This window comes from Nostoc sp. (assembly GCF_036917615.1).
Taxonomy (GTDB): domain Bacteria; phylum Cyanobacteriota; class Cyanobacteriia; order Cyanobacteriales; family Nostocaceae; genus Nostoc.
The window spans coordinates 218,002-235,551 of record NZ_JBALCZ010000027.1; the positions used below are offsets into that span (position 1 = coordinate 218,002).

The window sequence follows — 17,550 nt, forward strand, 5'->3', positions numbered from 1 at the left end:
TCTGTTGAAAAGGGAGAACACAAACATGAAATTGGCTTACTGGATGTATGCAGGGCCAGCCCACATCGGCACTCTGCGAATCGCTAGTTCTTTTAAAAATGTTCATGCGATCATGCACGCCCCCATTGGCGATGACTACTTTAACGTCATGCGCTCCATGCTATCGCGGGAGAGGGATTTCACTCCAGTGACAACCAGTGTCGTTGACCGCAACGTTTTAGCACGCGGCTCTCAAGAGAAGGTGGTAGATAACATCACCCGCAAGGATGCCGAGGAACACCCGGATCTGATTGTGTTAACTCCCACCTGCACCTCCAGCATTTTGCAAGAAGACCTGCACAACTTTGTCGAACGGGCGCAGTTGGAAGCCAAAGGAGACGTAATGCTGGCGGATGTGAACCACTACCGCTACAACGAACTACAAGCCGCCGATCGCACTTTGGATCAAATCGTCCAATACTACATTGAAAAAGCCCGAAAGCGGGGCGAATTGGCAGAGGGCAAAACTGCGAAGCCCTCGGTTAACATTATCGGTACTACCACCCTTGGTTTCCACAATAATCACGACTGCACCGAACTGAAACGGTTGATGGCTGACTTGGGGATTGAGATAAATACCTTAATTCCCGAAGGTGCTTCGGTGAACGATTTGAAGAAAATGCCCAAAGCCTGGTTTAACCTGGTGCCTTACCGTGAACTTGGTTTAACCACAGCTCGTTATTTAGAAGAACAATTCGGCACACCTTATATAGACATTACTCCAATGGGTGTAGTGGAAACTGCCCGTTGTATTCGCAAGATTCAGCAGGTAATTAACGCTCAAGGCGCAGAAGTTAACTACGAAGACTTCATCAATGAGCAAACCCTGTATGTCTCTCAGGCTGCTTGGTTCTCCCGTTCTATTGACTGTCAAAACTTGACTGGCAAAAAAGCTGTGGTCTTTGGTGACAACACCCACGCCGCCGCCATTACCAAGATTCTGACGCGAGAAATGGGGATTCATGTTGTTTGGGCTGGAACTTATTGCAAATATGATGCAGACTGGTTCCGGGAACAGGTGAGCGAGTATTGCGATGAAGTGCTAATCTCCGAAGATCATGGTGCAATTGGGGATGCGATCGCTCGTGTCGAACCCTCTGCTATTTTCGGTACTCAAATGGAACGCCACGTTGGTAAGCGCTTAGATATTCCCTGCGGCGTAATTGCTGCACCAATCCACGTCCAAAACTTCCCCATTGGTTACAAACCATTTATGGGTTACGAAGGCACGAATCAGATTACAGATTTGATCTACAATTCCTTCACTTTAGGAATGGAAGATCACCTGTTAGAAATCTTTGGTGGTCACGATACCAAGGAAGTTATTACTAGGGGAATTTCTGCTGATTCTGATTTGAATTGGACAAAAGATGGTCAAGCAGAATTGAATAAGATTCCTGGATTTGTTCGCGGGAAAGTGAAGCGTAATACTGAGAAATTTGCCCGCGATCGCGGTTTCAAAGAAATCAACGCTGAGGTATTGTACGCCGCGAAGGAAGCTGTCGGGGCTTAGATTAGAGTTTAATTGATAATATTGAGGGGTGAGGAGTTATGTATACTCTTTACCCCCATTTTTTTTGCTTTAGTGATAAAAATTAAATTATGAGATATCATAAATGTAATATTAATTTTTATATATTTCTCTCAATAACTATTTAAAATAACTAAATTAAATATAATGAAAATATCATCATGTTTAGTAATTCAAGATGAAAAAATCACTAAATACCTACTTGTTTATCAACCTAAAGATGACAAATCAAGATATCTAGCTTTAGCAGGATATAATCTTGATAACTGGGAACTTCTTAAGAACGATATAATAAATGCTGTAGAAGGTTCTGAAATTGCAAAAGTTACCCCTAATGATTGGGGGACGCCGTTTGAGGTTAAAAGCGAGTGGACTGGGCCTAATGGTCAATTAATTAAGGTAATTACTATCTGGCAACAAGATGAAGAAACAGAATTTGTTAGATTTATAACACTATATCCTGATAAATCACAGGAGACTTAAACGATGACAACAGCTAGTTTATTTCAGTGGGTAGAACTGAAGCACAATGTTCCTAATAGTCCTGTAAAAGCAGGCGATAGAGGGGTTGTGTTGGATCATCTGCGTCCTACTAAAACTCAGCAAGAGCCAGGATATATTTTAGAAATCTTTAAAGACAGTGAAACTCTAGATGTTGTTTCTGTGCCTATTTCCTGGGTTAACCCTCTACCTGAAACCTGGGGAAGTATTGAACATGATACAAGGCAAACAGTTTAAGGCAGAAAAAATCAAACTCATGGCTGACTATGGATGCTATCCGCTATGGTGGGTAAGTCCTGAGAAAGTTGGTAACATTGACCCAGAAACATTGCCATTAATTCCAGAAACTATTAAACGCCTAAATAAATGGGAAGAAATTTATAATGCAAAGTTGAACTGGGAAGATCCTGCTAACTCATCAGGTTTCCTTAGTGAAGAAGCTGAAGCGGCTTTTGAAGAAGAAGGAATTAGTCTGTGGAAGCAACTGCAAACAGAACTTGCACCGAATTATCAAGTTGTTTATTTCAGTGAGCTATTAGGCAAGGTTTTAACTTATCCTAGTGAATTAGAAGTTTTACCTGCTATTTAGCAATGATTTCACCTAACATAATATAAATTTAGTGCAGCACCAATAAATTTAATTGCGATCGCGGTTAAAGGAAATCAATGCTGAGATGCTATAGACCGCCAAGGAAGCCGTGCCGTCGGGGTGTAGTTTCGGGATTAATCGAAAAGATTTAAGGGTGAGGAGTCATGTATGCTCTTTACCCTCATCTTTTTTTTTAATTATGAAATATGATAAAGCTTCAATTGAACTAACGAAAAATTACCAAAGCAATAAATATGAATTACTCAGAACTATTAGATATTTTTAAGTCATCTCTCATTCTAACTAATCAAGTTTTTAATTTCTTGAATACAACTTATGAAAAATTAGATGAGAAAAATAAACTAAGGCATCATATTTTATTTAGAATGAAGTCTACTAGCATAACTATTTTTCACATCTTAACTCAAAATATTGACAACCCAAATTTTGTTGATTTTTCATCAGCAGCAATTTTAACAAGAAGCATAATTGAATCTTACAAAACGTTTTTTTATTTAACATCTCCTGACATTAATGAGTCTGAGTTTAAATTTAGATTCCTCATGTTTGAAATATATGATATTTTGGAAAGGCAAAAAATGGTTAGCCAATTAAAAGCGCTTGACTTGAAACAGCTAGGAGAACAAATGGATTTGAAAGAACTAGGAGAACAATTAGATGAATTAAAAAATCAAATTAATAAAAATGAATATTATATACAAATAGAATTACAAAATCAAAAAAACGAAAAATATAAAAATCTTCTTAATAAGAATGGTAAATGTAAAAATTTATTTTCCAACCAATTTGAGAATGCTGTTTATCATACTAAAGGATGCTTTGTAGAACATTATGATGTGCTTTTAAGCAGATTAGTAAAATTTAATTCTGTACGTGAACAGGATAAAGAAAAAATTAATAAAAGATACGGGTTTTTGTATAAGTATTTATCCAATTTTGTCCATATAAGTCCCTATTCCATTTCTCAACCTTCAAACTCTATTTCAATAGATGATTTTAAAAAAGTCATTCTTCCTATTATATTTTATTTGAATATTGCAAATGAAGACATATTAGATGCTTTTCCAGAGCTAGAAAAAGAAATACAAGTGGAAAGCAATTATCCTGATATTTTTAAAGGATTAGAAGAATTTATTCAATTTCTGAGATGTGATATTATAAACTAATCTTGATTCAAACTGAAGCATATAAACCGCTCTAAATAAAGCAATATATGGCAAACTTAAGCTAGTGATTCTAATTTTAGTTACTTTTATTACATTACCAAAAGAACGATCGCACCTCCAACTAGTCAAGCTATTATGTACTGTAAAGCCTACAGCATTAGGAAATTTCCCACCATGTCCAACCAGACAAATTTGACTGATGCTTGTAACAACCTAGCCGAACTCTGCGCTCAAGTGGTAGCAGATAGAGAAGTGATAATTATTACCCGACAAGAAGGCGAAAACGTCGCCCTAATTGCTGTTGATGAACTAGATAGTTTACTAGAAACATCTTATTTACTTCGTTCACCTAAAAATGCAGTCCGTCTGTTAACTGCTTTGGAAAGAGCAAAAGCTAGAACTTTAAAATCTCAAAGTATTAACGAATTACGTCAGGAGTTGGGTATTGACGAAGAAGAAGAAAGATGAAACCCAACCCCAGGAAAATAAACTTCGAGATGCTGTATTTCATCCAGAATTTCGGGAAGACCTCGCCTATTGGGTAGAGACAAACCGCAAAACTGCGCTTCGCGCTTTTAACTTGGTTGAAGCGATTATGCGAGATCCCTTTACAGGTATTGGCAAACCTGAACCATTGAAATACTTAGATTCAGATGCTTGGTCGCGGCGACTCACTCAAGAACATCGGATTGTTTATTTAGTAAGTGATGACCGAATTGATTTTCTTCAAGCTCGATATCACTACTGAAGTAGCAGATAGCTACAACCTACTGTGCATCTACAAATCTTGACAAAGCTTATCTTGCAAGATGTTATCCTGTAGCACTGCTTATAGCAACCCCTCTAGCGATCGCATTCCTTAACCAATAAATTTACTGATAAATAAAAATTAATCGCGAACAAATATCACAATACAAAATTATTACTTCGCGGATCTAATAGGCGGAATAACCCACTAGAGTCTTAACCGATGTGTCTCTTAAAACGAAGTAAAAAAAGCATCATTAAAGCCTCGCAATTTCTCTTATAGAAAAAAAGCAGATGCGTGTTAATGTTTTAATCTCATTGACTTTCCCTTAGCGTCTTTCCCTATGCATCTGCACTATTTACACCCTCAACACCTTGAAGAATTAGTCAATAGTAGTGGTATAGACTTACACTTAGTGCAACTCAATTTTAAGTCACTCCAAGGCGTAACAGCTTATGAGTATTTATTGATTTCTGAACTACTCCCCCGCACCAATACCGGAATGGTGAAAAGTGGATGGTTGCAGCGTTATGCTCATATTACTGAAGGTGGTTGGTGGTGTTCGGGGCTAGACCCTTTGAATAATTGGCAAATGATGGAATGGGGATGCTTTAAGCCAAACCAACCCCGACAGAATCACAATGGTAAGTCCATCAAATACGAGCATCCCCCCAGCACGCCAACGCGAGTATTTTGTTTGCGGGTAACGCTGCAAGTGTGGCAGCAAGTCGCTGGGCGCTACAATCTGGTCATGCCTGATAATATCATCATTACTCCTGATGGTGAAGCTGGAGGCTTTTGGCAATGGGTGATGCAACAGAACATTCCCCTCGTTATCTGCGAGGGTGTGAAAAAAGCAGCCACGCTGTTGACGCAAGGATATGCAGCTATTGCCATTCCCGGAATTACCAGTGGTTATCGGGTTGTCAAAGACGATTTTGGTAAAGTTACCCGTCGTCAGCTAATTCCCGATTTAGCAGCGTTTGCAATTACAAAGCGTAGCTTTTATATTTGCTTTGATTTTGAAACTCAAACTAAAAAAATTGCTGCTGTAAATAATGCCATTTCCCAGCTTGGTTGTTTATTCCAGCAAAAAAATTGCACTGTTAAAGTCATCGAACTTCCAGGAATGGAAAAAGGAGTTGATGAGTTTATCGTTGCGAAAGGTGCAAGTAGTTTCGATAAAGTTTATCGTCAAAGTGTTGATTTAGAAATTTATCTTGCTCAAACCAGACCCCACACCGAGTTAAGCATTCCTGCTGCACTCACCTTGAATCGCCCTTATATAAGTGAAATACCTTTCCCCACCTCTGGATTAGTAGGAGTCAAATCAGCAAAAGGAACGGGTAAAACTACAGCACTGCAAGCCGTTGTTCAGCAAGCAAAAAGTAGAAATCAACCTGTTTTGTTAATTACTCACAGAATCCTATTAGGACGATTTTTGTGTGAAAAAATTGGTATTCAATGGGGAACACATAAAGAAGATGGGGAGAAAAGGATTGATAAAACACTTACCCCTGCTCCTCCCATCCTTCGCTCTCTCTTTCCTCAGCACTCCCTTGGTTTGTGCGTTGATTCTATTTGGAAACTGAACCCGGAAAATTGGCGCGGGGCAATAGTAATTTTAGATGAAGTAGAGCAATCTTTGTGGCATCTATTAAACAGTAATACTTGTAAATACAAGCGTGTAAAAATATTAAAATTATTCCAGCAACTAATTTCCACAGTTTTAACAACTGGAGGGTTAGTAATTGCCCAAGATGCTGATTTATCAGATGTGTCACTTGAATATTTACAGGGATTGGCAGGAATTAAATTGACACCTTGGGTAGTTCTTAACCAGTGGAAACCTCAGCATGGTTGGGACGTAACTTTTTATGATTCGCCGAACCCAACACCGCTAATTCACCAACTGGAATTAGATTTACTTGCTGGACGTAAATGTTACGTTACTACCGATAGTCGGGCTGGGCGTTACAGTTGTGAAACAATTGAACGTTATCTGAAAGAGCGGTTACAAAAATTACGACGGCAATTTCCTAAAACTTTAGTAGTTAGTAGCCACACTACAAACACACCTGGTCACGCAGCGGTTGATTTTATCGCAGCTATCAATCAAAAAATCTCTGAATATGACGGCGTTTTTGTTACCCCTAGCCTTGGTACAGGAATTAGTATTGATGTTCAACATTTCGACCGAGTTTATGGTATTTTCCAAGGGGTGATTCCTGACTCGGAAGCAAGACAAGCATTAGCGAGAGTGCGGGATGATGTTCCGCGTATTGTCTGGTGCGCTAAACGAGGTATTGGCTTAATTGGTAGTGGTAGTACAAATTATCGCTTGCTATCTGATTGGTATCAGGAAAATCAAAAAGAAAACTTATCTTTGCTTAGTCCACTACATAAAATAGATGTCGATTTACCTTTAGTTTATGACCCGATTCATTTGCGAACTTGGGCCAAGTTATCTGCACGCGTAAATGCTTCTATCCGCCTCTACCGTAAATCGATGCAAGATGGTTTGATTGCTGATGGGCATCAAATTCAGATACGGAGTAATGCTGTTCACAATAATATTATTCGAGATTTACGCCTGGCCTTTTTGGCAACTGATGCTGCTGATTTAGCTACCCGCAGAAGATTAATTTTAGAGATTGTCAAAGTTCAAAAAGATTGGACGCAAAGCCGTCAAAAAGCTAAAGAGATTAAACGCAAAATTAAAGATATCAAGCAGCAAAATCAACTATCGGTAGCAACTGCTGTAGCTAATGCTAAAGATATCGATTATGTAGAATATGAGCAGCTATTAGTGAAGCATTCCCTGACTGATGGAGAACGTAACCAAATCAATAAATATGTTCTTAGACAAAGGTATGGTGGAGAAGTTACTCCTTGGCTGAAATTGCAGGATGATCACGGATATTATCGTCAACTGTTAATTCATTATTATTTAACTCACGAAAGCGAGTATTTTCACGTCAGAGATCAGCAAGAATGGCATCAGCAATTGTCTTGGGGTGAAGGGAAAGTTTTTCTACCAGATTTAAAAACTTATACGCTCAAAGTTGAGGCGATGAGAGCTTTGGGAATGCTTCAGTTTCTCGAAGCAGAACGAGAATTTACTGAGAGTAATCCAGATTTGATATTGCTGAAAAATGTTGTTTTTCAGCATAGTAAGCATATTAAAAGAGCGCTTGGTATTAACTTAGTTGGGGAGAAAGAGCAAGTTTCGGCAATAAAAATACTTAGCCGACTGTTAAATTTGTTGGGCTTGAAACTAAAGCGGGTAAATGAGGTTTATCAAATCGACTTAGAAACGCTTTATGATGGCAGGGAGAGAATATTTGCAGTTTGGCATCAACGGGATGAGTTGATGTTGGCTCATGTTAAAAGTGTTGGCTATGAGTTGCCTGATTATTCTTCAGACTGGAAGCTTGAAATTATCCAAACCAAGCCTTATGCCCCATTGGTTAATATCTTGTAGCCTAATATCTAGTGGTGATGCTGTCATGCTTCTAAAACAATACGCTTGGGTTAAGGCTTGATCCTCCCTAACCCTCCTTAAAAAGGAGGGAATTAGAGCAAGCTTTTTTAAGGAGAGTTGGGGGATCTTCTAGGGCAAAATATCACTAACATCAAGCGTATTGGCTTGGGTTTTGGAGGGTTAGGGCGTTTGATTATTTCACTAATCAGGGCTTAGACTTAAGCGATGTTTGACGTCAAGCCCGGAGTAACGGAAACATCTCCGGCTTTGCGCTACGCATCTACGCCTTACTATTAGTCATACAATTATCCCAATTTCTACTTTGCCTGCACCCGCGCTTGCTTCATCATCGCAATTAGAGTTTGATGGGCATCTTCCGCATCTGCTAAAACATGATCAAACTGAATGCGAACTGGCACAGCTTCCCCATTCACTTGCGCTGTTAAATCCATACCTTGTGCATCAATTGACAGCATTTGTGCTGCAATCGCTTCTGTTATACCGCCAAAAGCCTTAGCATAAATAACTATGGCATCAGCATGATCATCATTCATATGCTTGCAGATGCGCGAACTAATATCAGCAGAGAAATCCTTTGACATTGTGAGATTGAAAATGAGCACTACAGTAACAGCTTAAATTTTAAGCTAACAACGTGAATTAAATTTGCTGATTTTCTTTCTTTGCACTCAAGACTATGGATTGTACCCGATTTGGATCATAAATTAATTTTATTTTTGGAATAATAATTAAATCAAAATAAAACTTATTCAGTATTTTTACCTTTCATTGCGGAAACCAGACAGCTTAAACTGTAGCAGAAGTATTAGCCAAAGCTATTGAAGCTAAGAGATAATGAGCGAAATTAGCTCCAGACGAATTGTAATTGGGGATGTGCATGGTCACTATGAAGGTTTGATGACATTGTTGGAGGCGATCGCCCCCACCTCCGACGATCAAGTCTATTTTCTGGGAGACTTAATTGATCGCGGACCTCATAGTGCACAAGTAGTTAATTTTGTCAAGCGAAATAACTACCCATGTTTGCTGGGAAATCATGAGCAGATGTTATTAAACATTCTGACTAATGAAAGGACTTCCTCCTCGACGATGCAAGCATGGCTGTATGGTGGAGGGCAAGCTACCGTGGCCAGTTACCACGAGGCTCCAATCCCTGATGACCATCTGGATTGGTTAAAAGCTTTGCCTACATACCTTGATTTGGGGGATATTTGGTTAACTCATGCTGGTGTTAACCCTTGCAAGTCGGTGGCGGAACAAACTGCCGATCAATTGTGTTGGATACGAGAGGAATTTCATAGTATTGAAAAACCCTACTTCCCAGATAAGCAAATTATCATCGGTCATACCATTACTTTTACTCTGCCGGGTGTTTCTCCTGGTAAACTGGCACAAGGACAGGGATGGCTAGACATAGATACTGGCGCTTATCATCCCCGGAGTGGCTGGTTGACTGGACTGGATGTCACGAATAACTTGGTTTATCAAGTTAATATTTTTAAAAACTCTCTCCGTGCCCTGCCCTTAGAAGATGTAGTGATTCGAGTTGATCCAGCCAAAGTGAAAGTCGCTCGCCGCAATAAGAATTGAGCAATATTCGAGATGAGGGGGAGTGGGGAGAAATAAATTCAAAATTCACGCATTCAAAATTCAAAATTGTACTCCTACGGAGAAGCAAGCTACGCGCAGCGCGATGCCCTGAGCTTGCCGTTGGCGCAGCCCAAGGTAGAGAAGGGTCTCGTAGAGAAGAAAAAGCACTGGGGGAGATGTAGCTTTAGCTTGCCACAGGGTAGGAAATGAGAAAGACAAGGGAAACAAGGGGAATAACCAATACCCAATGCCCTCAAGACCTCGTTAATGGTCGAATATTAGCTTTATAACTAGCTTTATCCAAGCCATAATTTCCATTACTAGGTTGAGAGTTAATTGCACTTCTGAGGGCATCAATGCGATCGCTGGTTCCGGGGTGCGTACTCAAAAATGTCGGAGCAGAACCACTCTTTTTCAGCAGCTTTTGCATAAAGGAAACCATTGCAGACTGAGCATAACCAGTACGTGTCAAAGTTCGTAGTCCTCTTTGATCAGCCTCAAATTCATTTTTACGACTGCGTGGCAAGTCTCGCGCTAACTGTACACCAATTTGCACCGCCGTATTCCGGTCTAAGCCAGCAGCTGTTAATAAGCCACCTTCGAGAGCTTTTTGCTGCATCTGTTTGACTACGTGTTTCCCGCCAATGTGACCAATTTCATGGGCGAGTACACTTGCTAGTTGCGCTTCATTGTCTGCGGTTTTCAGCAAACCCGTGTGGACATATACATAGCCGCCCAAGGTAGCAAAAGCATTAATACTGTCATCCTGAACTACTTGGAAGGTATAGGGGAGATCGGGGCGATCGCTATTTGCTGCTAAACGCCGACCAACTTGTTCCACATAACGATTAACTTCGGGATTGCGGTAAAGCCGGACTTGACTGCCGACTAATTCCTGATTAATCTGCTTACCAAGATCAACTTCTTGGTTAGGGGATATATTAGAAAGCTGAAATGCCTGAACTCCTTGGAGTAGAAGAGGCAAAAAGTCTAAAGTTCTTCCAGGCAAGGGTGTACTCAGACACAGACTCAGGGCGACTACCACGGAAATAAAAGGATAAAACCAGCGACGCCGCCACAGATGGGAATTTGCAACAAAACCTTTCCAATTCAACATAATCTGTACTGAAGATAATTTTTAAAGAACATAAAATGATGGAACAAATTATGAGACGGTTTTAGATCATTCTAAGTTGCATTCTTAACTCAAGACCAAAGGGGTTGTTATACAGCCAATGCTGACGCAAATCTACAGAATTGTGTGGGGCTAGGAATTCCCTCTAGGGATAGGCTTAAACATTAGATTTTAGCTTTTGGGTGCGTCAGTCTTAACAGGCAAAAGTTTGAGAGTCATCTGCCGCCACTCCAAACTTACCAACTCGTGATAAACTGTCGCATAACCGCAACGCCCAGCCGTTTTGAGTTATTACTAAATAGGGAAAATTGCTATTTCCATCGAAAACCTTCTTGCTACAATCAATTACTTCGCTATTACCTTGGAAAATTTTTTATGGCTATTTTAGATTCAAAAGGTCGCTTGTTCGGCAAAATCAATCTCCTAGATTTAGCTGCTGCACTGGTAATTCTGCTAGTTATATTTGGCATCTTTGTCTTTCCTGGCACTTCTGGTTCTGTAGCCCAAGTCGGTGCAAAAACAATACCCATAGAAGTAGATTTAGTAGTCCGTGGTTTAAATGTCCGTGACCCTGAACAATTATTCAATAACGGATTCAAAAAAGGCGGCAAAACTAATGTGATTATCCGCAATCAACCCTATGGGGAGATTGAGATTAAATCCGTTCAACAGCTACCTAGAACAATCAATATTCCTCAACCTGATGGTACTGTTAAAGAATTGCCAGATCCGAAGACCAATAATTTTAGTACAGATTTGATTTTGACTTTAGATGGCAAAGCCCAGGTAACTGAGAATGGCCCAGTTCTGGGTAACAGTAAAGTAAAAATTGGAATGCCATTTGAGTTGGAAGGCTTTAACTACAACTTCAATGCAACTGTTATCGATATCAGATTAAAAGAGAAATAGCATTTACATTTTGCTCTTCAAAAATAGGCTGATAAACCGAACTTTGTGGAATCGAAAAAACTCGGTTTATCAGATTACTCAAGTGAGGTTATAACTACTGAGCAGCTTTCGCTTCAAACATTAAATACGTCCCTTCTAACCCTTCTACAATTGTACGTGTATTAGCAATCATCATTTTCTGATAAGTGTCCGCTTCACTTCCTGGTTCACCAAGTCCCTCAGCATATAACTTCCGGCGAGAAATTTTCACTTCAGCTTCTCTTGCTACAGATTGAAGAAAATTAGGGTTAATTGCCGCCTCAGTAAAAATTGTTGACACTTTAGCCTGTTTAATATTTGTCACCAAATTTTTCACTTGTGCAGGCGTCAGGTTTTTGTCAGTACTAATACCTTGCAATCCCCCTGCTGATGAAATACCGTATGCTTTGGCGTAATAACCCAGTCCATCAGAGGTTGTAACTAACTTGCGTTCTTTGACAGGAATACTGGCAATTCTTGACTTAATCCAGCTATCTAGTTGAGTGAGTTCATTTATAATTTTCTTGGTATTGCTAGTATAAACCTCTGTATCACTAGATTCTAATTTTCTCAGGTTACTATTAATTACCTTCACCATTCTGATTGCATTTTTGGTATTGTGCCAAAGATGAGGATCAGTTACATTCTTACCGCCTGCCTGAAGTTTTTGTGGTTTAGGCACTGCCAATTGACCGACGGCTATTTTCGGTGCAGTGTTTTTAGTCGCTTTAATTAATTTGATCAGATTTGGTTCAAAATTGTAACCAGTATAAAGAATAAGATTAGCTTGCTCAATGGCTTTACGATCTTCCGGTTTTGGCTTATAAAATTGGGGGTCGGCTGTAGGGGAAATTAAACAGGTAAGGTTAACTGTATTCCCGGCAACCTGTCTGGTTAAGTCACACAGAACGCTTGTAGTCGCTACAACTTGGGGAAGATTCTCATTTACCTGGGTACTAGTTTGAGTGAATGCAGTTCTTGCAGCTTGATTTCCACACCCAACAAATCCAATCGTCAAAGCAACAAAAATGGCTCGGAAGGAATTAGTTGATAGTAATTTTTTTGACATCCTCACCTCATACTGGATATATAAAAATAATCATTATCAGTAACAGATTAGTGAAATACCAGGAAGAAGCCTTCAACAAGAAAGAGGTCAAAGGTTAACGGAAGAGGGGCAAGCCTTCGGCTAGGAAAATTGTATAAGCGAAGAAGAATTAATAGACTCTCTCCTTTCCCACTTTCCTTTTACCCAGCGCACATCCAGCAATTTTTGCTTAGTCAAGCAATAGTGCAGTTTTGCAGGCAAAATGTTAGTTAACTTCACGCGACAGACTGGAAAACTGGTAGAGGTAATAGCACAATAATAAAAGCGATGCTGGGGAGCCTCCGGTAAAGAGTAGAGTGTTGTTCTCTCACCGGATATTGAAGGGGCTGTGCCATTGTGCTTACTGCCGCAAAGGTCGTAAATTGACTAGGATTATCAGGTTAAGGAGTGGAACATAGTAACGCTGGGGCTTATTGAGCATACGGGTTGATTTCACAAACCGAGTCGTGAATCTAAGGCAATTGTAGCTGTGGTTTTGTGAGGTGTGAGCATATAGTTGTTACAAAATTCGCGAATTGGCGATTTCAGGACTTACGCAAAAACTCTCTGAAACTCTTAATCCTTTGCGTCCTTTGCGTCCTTTGCGGTTCGTTTTATCATGATTTTGCGTAAGTCCTGGATTTTTTGGGCATGAACCAAAAAATCTAAAATTCGTAGTTAAGTATATAGAGCAATTCCTCAAAGCTGATATTGGTGAAGATAAACAATGGTCATTTTAGTCATCCTCGTTAATACCCTGATTTCGCTGATACTACTCTATGTGGCTTGGCGGGTGTGGCAACTTAAGCAGCAGCTAGCATACATAGCAGATAGCTTAACCGTCTATGAAATTTGTACCCATGCAGCACTGAATAAAGCACCCGAAAATATTTATCTCAGCCAGGATAATATTTATAACTTACGGCAGAGAAATCAAGCGCTACAAATGCAAATCCAACAAGTGCAGCAAATTATCAGTCTACTTTTGCAAGGACAGCAAATCTGGCAGCGTTATTTTCGGGGGCGACAGTTAATATCCGGGAAAAGAACTGTTGCAAAATGAGTTATATCAAGTTCATATGAACATTTATAATTAGGGCTGACACAGGGGCGTAAACATAAGATGGGACAGGGACGCAGGGAGTTTTGAATTATAAGTAATTAATGATTTTAATATTTAACGAATAAAAGCAACATTTTTGGCTGATATTTTGTCACGATAGATTAACTGAATAAAATCGGTGGAGTCTTGCAAGGAGAGAAAACCCACCTAAAATAGGTGTAAGGAGACAAACAACAACATGTCTAATAACCGTTCTGGAGTATTTATTGGCGGTTTTATGCTGGGAGCTACCATCGGTGCTTTAACCGGTTTGCTCGTGGCTCCACGCACAGGACGCGAAACGCGTAAAATTTTGAAAAAATCTGCTAATGCTATCCCAGAATTAGCAGAAGATTTATCAACGAGTGTGCAAATCCAAGCAGATCGTCTTTCTGCTAGTGCCCTACGAAACTGGGATGAGACTTTAGATCGATTACGGGAAGCGATCGCAGCAGGTGTAGATGCTAGTCAGAAGGAGAGCCAAATCTTAAACCGGCAAACATCTGTTGAAGACTCAGATTATCTTCCCCAGCAATTAGAACGCTCATAAATGACATTACCGTGATTGACCCCCTGTTTTGGTTGGGACTCTCCTTACTCTTAGTCGCCACAAGCTTGACTGCGGTTTTAGTGGCGGCAATACCGGCTTTGCAGGAGTTAGCACGCGCTGCTCGCAGTGCAGAAAAGCTATTTGATACACTTTCACGGGACTTACCGCCCACTCTGGAAGCTATCCGCGTGACTGGTTTGGAAATCACTGACTTAACTGATGATGTCGGTGAAGGTGTAAAAAGTGCCAGTCAAGTAGCCAAACAAGTTGATCAAAGTCTCGATAGTGCCAGAAAACAAGCTCAAAATCTGCAAGTAGGTACACGTAGCATTTTTGTGGGCGCGAAAGCTGCTTGGAGAAACTTCACACGCCAAAAACCCACCAGGCGAAATAGCGATCGCTTGCCAAGCAATGAAAAACCACCACTAACATTGCGAGAACGAGAAGTGCTCAGGCAAGAAAATCGCCGGATAAACACAGAGGTATACCGCGCTAATGACGGTTATAACGATGCCGCTAGCTGGGAAACCAATTTTGATGATGAAGATTGACTAAAAAAATGGCATGGGGCATTGCTTATATTCTTTATGCGGTGTCAAAACGTGCTATTTTCCCAGGTTAAAAAAAGCAATTTTTGTTTATGGATAAACTTTGGCATTGTATTCAGTAATTTGACAGAACAGGTAAAGCATATTTTAATGAAGCTGTCTTTTTAGGAGAAATGTGCTTGTTCCCAAATTTCTGTCAAGAACCAAGTACATACAAAGTTGTTCGCAAATTTGTAGATACCCTTAATAGCCCAATACGCTTCAGTTAGTAGTGTTCAGTGATCGGAGATCCCCCCAACCCCCCTTAAAAAGCAGGGCTGTTTCATTCCCTAAAGAGCCTTAAATAATCAAGTGTTCTAGCGATTAAAAATTGATTATTTTGTTACCAACGTGCCGAGAAAATGAACAATCTTACTGTTGTTTAAGTGCTTAAAAGTTCATCTCCTCGTCACCCTCACTTACAATTTTTCTCGCAAACCATCTTGACAAATCCTGTTTGAAATGTAATGAAACAGCCCTGCCTTAAAAAGGGGGGCTAGGGGGGATCAAGAAAAAGATTATTCCCCAAATCTAATTATGAAATTACTTTGTTAGTCAGATCTCACCTCTAATTGATTCTCCTTTTATTGTATGGGGAACTCCGCTATGGCTTAGTCAATTTTGAGTATTTTAACTGATTGACAAAAGGCACTTTCTCTTAGACTTTCACGAATATCACTCCCCAATCCCCGATTCCCGAAAACGCTTTGCTTTGATCCCTTAGATTAGAGTAAAGTAAACAAGTGTAAAGAAGTATGATTTTTCCCATACTCTTTTAAAACAACTTGTTCACTTCTACCGTTGATATTTGTATAAAAACGTCCATGCAATCTTGTTTTTGGCGACGAATTCTGTTATCTATCGCAGTATTTTTCCTAGCTGGGTCAATTTGGGTCATGCATTCTCCCCCAGCACTGGCTTATGACAATCCTGAGTTACTCCCTAACACCTTTACTCCAGTTGTAGACTTAGCTAAATCTCTGCCTGTGCTGCAAGAAGAAAAGCTTGTCAAAGATTTAGAACAGTTTGAAGCTGATACAGGTTGGAAACTGCGAGTATTGACCCAGTATGACCGCACCCCAGGTCGGGCAGTTATAAAATATTGGGGTTTGGATGACAAAAGCATTTTACTAGTTGCCGATTCTCGTGGTGGTAATATCCTCAGTTTTAGTGTCGGCGATGCTGTTTATAAACTTTTACCCCGGACTTTCTGGATAGAACTGCAAACCCGCTTCGGTAATTTGTACTTTGTCCGCGAACAAGGCGAAGACCAAGCCATTCTGCAAGCTTTAGAATCGGTTAAAGGCTGTTTACTCAAGGGTGGTTGCAATGTTGTCCCCGGACTACCACGAGAGCAGTGGATTCTCACCTTGATTACCTCAGTTATTGGTGGGGTGATTTGTGGATTTGCAGCTCAACCCCGCGAAAAAGGACAAGTTTTCGCTTGGCAATGGGCTTTAATCTTTTCACCTTTGTGGGGAATCTTGTTTATTGCCTTTGGCATTGGGCCAGTGGTGACACGCACTAGCGACTGGTTACCTCTAGTTCGGAATATCTCTGGGTTTCTCATTGGCGTCTTGGTTGCCTACTTATCTCCTGTTTTCACTCGGTCTTCTTCTAGTAATGAGTTATGAGTACCGAAGATTAGAGTGGCCCAAGCCACGGCTCAAATTTCTCGCGCTCGTTAGGAGTTATAAGTTAATTAAAAACTTATAACTCCTAACTCCTAACTCTCTGAAGCTGATAAGCTGAAAGCTAATATTTGAGAAGCTCAACAAAAATGGAATGGCACGTAACTGATGCTCAAAGTTTAGCAATCATTGATAGTGAAATTGACACTCATGTCTTTTCACCCGCAGAGTATGAGATTGTGCGTCGGGTAATATACTCTACAGCTGACTTTGAGTATAAGTCTTTGATTCGTTTCTCTGAGCGTGCCTTGCAAGCTGGAGCAGCAGCACTAGCCGCGCGTACCACGATTGTGGTAGATGTGCCGATGGTACAAGTAGGTATTGCTTACGAGATTCAAAACACCTTTGCCAATCCGGTGTATTGCAGTATGGAAGCTCTGACACGCCCTCAAAAAGAAAAAACTCGTGCAGCATGGGGAATAGAAACCTTAGCAAAGCGTTATCCAGAGGGCATTTTTGTGGTGGGTCAAGCGCAAACAGCACTAACAGCACTGGTGGATTTAATTGAAGCTGAGGAAATTAGACCTGCTTTAATAATTGCAACTCCAGTGGGATTTGTAAATGTTGATGAAGTCAAGGGGCGCTTACAAGACTCGGTTGTGCCTCACATTACAATTGACAGCCGCAAAGGTAATGCAGTTGTAGCAGCTGCGATCGTTGATGGATTGGTAGACTTGGCTTGGCAAGCCTATGGACAAGATGGAAATCGGGGGAGTTAGGAAAGTCGGCTCTATCATAACCCTTTATGCCAAATAGTATTTAAAAGTATTGAATATCCTGA

At 40.3% G+C, this 17,550-nt stretch carries 18 protein-coding genes; 15 read left to right on the forward strand and 3 right to left on the reverse strand.

Annotated elements, in window-relative coordinates; all coding sequences use genetic code 11:
* The first annotated feature begins 25 nt into the window (after positions 1 to 25).
* The 8 genes from bchB to V7K85_RS10485 all read left to right on the forward strand — a co-directional run bounded on the left by bchB (position 26) and on the right by V7K85_RS10485 (position 8,079).
* Positions 26 to 1,552 (forward strand): ferredoxin:protochlorophyllide reductase (ATP-dependent) subunit B, encoded by a 1,527-nt coding sequence (gene bchB, locus V7K85_RS10450; protein ID WP_334813312.1) that lies wholly within the window; start codon positions 26 to 28, stop codon positions 1,550 to 1,552.
* 165 nt (positions 1,553 to 1,717) lie between these two features.
* The gene (locus tag V7K85_RS10455; protein ID WP_334813314.1) at positions 1,718 to 2,053 is read left to right on the forward strand and encodes a DUF6883 domain-containing protein; all 336 of its coding nucleotides are present in this window, start codon (positions 1,718 to 1,720) and stop codon (positions 2,051 to 2,053) included.
* Between the two features lie 3 nt (positions 2,054 to 2,056).
* Positions 2,057 to 2,308: a DUF4926 domain-containing protein gene (locus V7K85_RS10460; RefSeq protein ID WP_099101239.1), complete on the forward strand. Its 252-nt coding sequence runs from the start codon at positions 2,057 to 2,059 to the stop codon at positions 2,306 to 2,308.
* On the forward strand, positions 2,286 to 2,660 hold the full coding sequence (locus V7K85_RS10465; protein WP_334813316.1) for a hypothetical protein: 375 nt from the start codon (positions 2,286 to 2,288) through the stop codon (positions 2,658 to 2,660). Before V7K85_RS10460 ends, V7K85_RS10465 begins: the two co-directional genes overlap by 23 nt.
* Positions 2,661 to 2,914: 254 nt before the next feature.
* Positions 2,915 to 3,847 (forward strand): DUF5677 domain-containing protein, encoded by a 933-nt coding sequence (locus V7K85_RS10470; RefSeq protein ID WP_334813318.1) that lies wholly within the window; start codon positions 2,915 to 2,917, stop codon positions 3,845 to 3,847.
* A gap of 174 nt (positions 3,848 to 4,021) precedes the next feature.
* Positions 4,022 to 4,315: a type II toxin-antitoxin system Phd/YefM family antitoxin gene (locus V7K85_RS10475; protein WP_334813320.1), complete on the forward strand. Its 294-nt coding sequence runs from the start codon at positions 4,022 to 4,024 to the stop codon at positions 4,313 to 4,315.
* A complete protein-coding gene (locus V7K85_RS10480; RefSeq protein WP_334813322.1) occupies positions 4,293 to 4,595 on the forward strand; it encodes a Txe/YoeB family addiction module toxin in 303 nt (100 codons plus the stop codon). Before V7K85_RS10475 ends, V7K85_RS10480 begins: the two co-directional genes overlap by 23 nt.
* A 343-nt stretch (positions 4,596 to 4,938) precedes the next feature.
* Positions 4,939 to 8,079: a plasmid replication protein, CyRepA1 family gene (locus tag V7K85_RS10485; protein ID WP_334813324.1), complete on the forward strand. Its 3,141-nt coding sequence runs from the start codon at positions 4,939 to 4,941 to the stop codon at positions 8,077 to 8,079.
* A 317-nt stretch (positions 8,080 to 8,396) separates the two neighbouring features.
* Here V7K85_RS10485 and V7K85_RS10490 read toward each other — a convergent pair whose 3' ends face one another.
* Positions 8,397 to 8,681, reverse strand: coding sequence for a DUF2470 domain-containing protein (locus tag V7K85_RS10490; RefSeq protein WP_334813326.1), 285 nt, complete (start codon positions 8,679 to 8,681; stop codon positions 8,397 to 8,399).
* Between the two features lie 253 nt (positions 8,682 to 8,934).
* Between V7K85_RS10490 and V7K85_RS10495 the strand changes: the two genes are divergently transcribed.
* On the forward strand, positions 8,935 to 9,690 hold the full coding sequence (locus V7K85_RS10495) for a metallophosphoesterase family protein (RefSeq protein WP_334813328.1): 756 nt from the start codon (positions 8,935 to 8,937) through the stop codon (positions 9,688 to 9,690).
* A 253-nt stretch (positions 9,691 to 9,943) separates the two neighbouring features.
* Here V7K85_RS10495 and V7K85_RS10500 read toward each other — a convergent pair whose 3' ends face one another.
* Entirely contained in the window at positions 9,944 to 10,807 is an 864-nt protein-coding gene (locus V7K85_RS10500; RefSeq protein ID WP_334813330.1) for a M48 family metallopeptidase, read from the reverse strand.
* A gap of 393 nt (positions 10,808 to 11,200) precedes the next feature.
* Here V7K85_RS10500 and V7K85_RS10505 point away from each other — a divergent pair, with 393 nt between their 5' ends.
* Positions 11,201 to 11,734 carry a DUF4330 domain-containing protein gene (locus V7K85_RS10505; RefSeq protein WP_334813331.1) on the forward strand — a complete coding sequence of 178 codons (534 nt, stop codon included), beginning with the start codon at positions 11,201 to 11,203 and terminating at the stop codon, positions 11,732 to 11,734.
* Between the two features lie 94 nt (positions 11,735 to 11,828).
* On the opposite strand, the gene V7K85_RS10510 is transcribed toward V7K85_RS10505, so the two are convergent.
* Complete coding sequence (locus V7K85_RS10510; protein WP_334813333.1) at positions 11,829 to 12,821, reverse strand: metal ABC transporter solute-binding protein, Zn/Mn family; 993 nt, start codon at positions 12,819 to 12,821, stop codon at positions 11,829 to 11,831.
* 745 nt (positions 12,822 to 13,566) lie between these two features.
* Here V7K85_RS10510 and V7K85_RS10515 point away from each other — a divergent pair.
* The 5 genes from V7K85_RS10515 (at position 13,567) to V7K85_RS10535 (ending at position 17,488) form a co-directional block, all read left to right on the forward strand.
* Positions 13,567 to 13,902, forward strand: coding sequence for a hypothetical protein (locus V7K85_RS10515; protein ID WP_334813335.1), 336 nt, complete (start codon positions 13,567 to 13,569; stop codon positions 13,900 to 13,902).
* 238 nt (positions 13,903 to 14,140) lie between these two features.
* The gene (locus tag V7K85_RS10520; protein ID WP_334813337.1) at positions 14,141 to 14,491 is read left to right on the forward strand and encodes a YtxH domain-containing protein; all 351 of its coding nucleotides are present in this window, start codon (positions 14,141 to 14,143) and stop codon (positions 14,489 to 14,491) included.
* A gap of 11 nt (positions 14,492 to 14,502) precedes the next feature.
* Complete coding sequence (locus tag V7K85_RS10525; RefSeq protein ID WP_334813339.1) at positions 14,503 to 15,042, forward strand: DUF948 domain-containing protein; 540 nt, start codon at positions 14,503 to 14,505, stop codon at positions 15,040 to 15,042.
* 860 nt (positions 15,043 to 15,902) lie between these two features.
* Complete coding sequence (locus V7K85_RS10530) at positions 15,903 to 16,712, forward strand: TPM domain-containing protein (protein WP_334813341.1); 810 nt, start codon at positions 15,903 to 15,905, stop codon at positions 16,710 to 16,712.
* 146 nt (positions 16,713 to 16,858) lie between these two features.
* A complete protein-coding gene (locus V7K85_RS10535) occupies positions 16,859 to 17,488 on the forward strand; it encodes a precorrin-8X methylmutase (RefSeq protein ID WP_334813343.1) in 630 nt (209 codons plus the stop codon).
* Positions 17,489 to 17,550 lie beyond the last annotated feature (62 nt).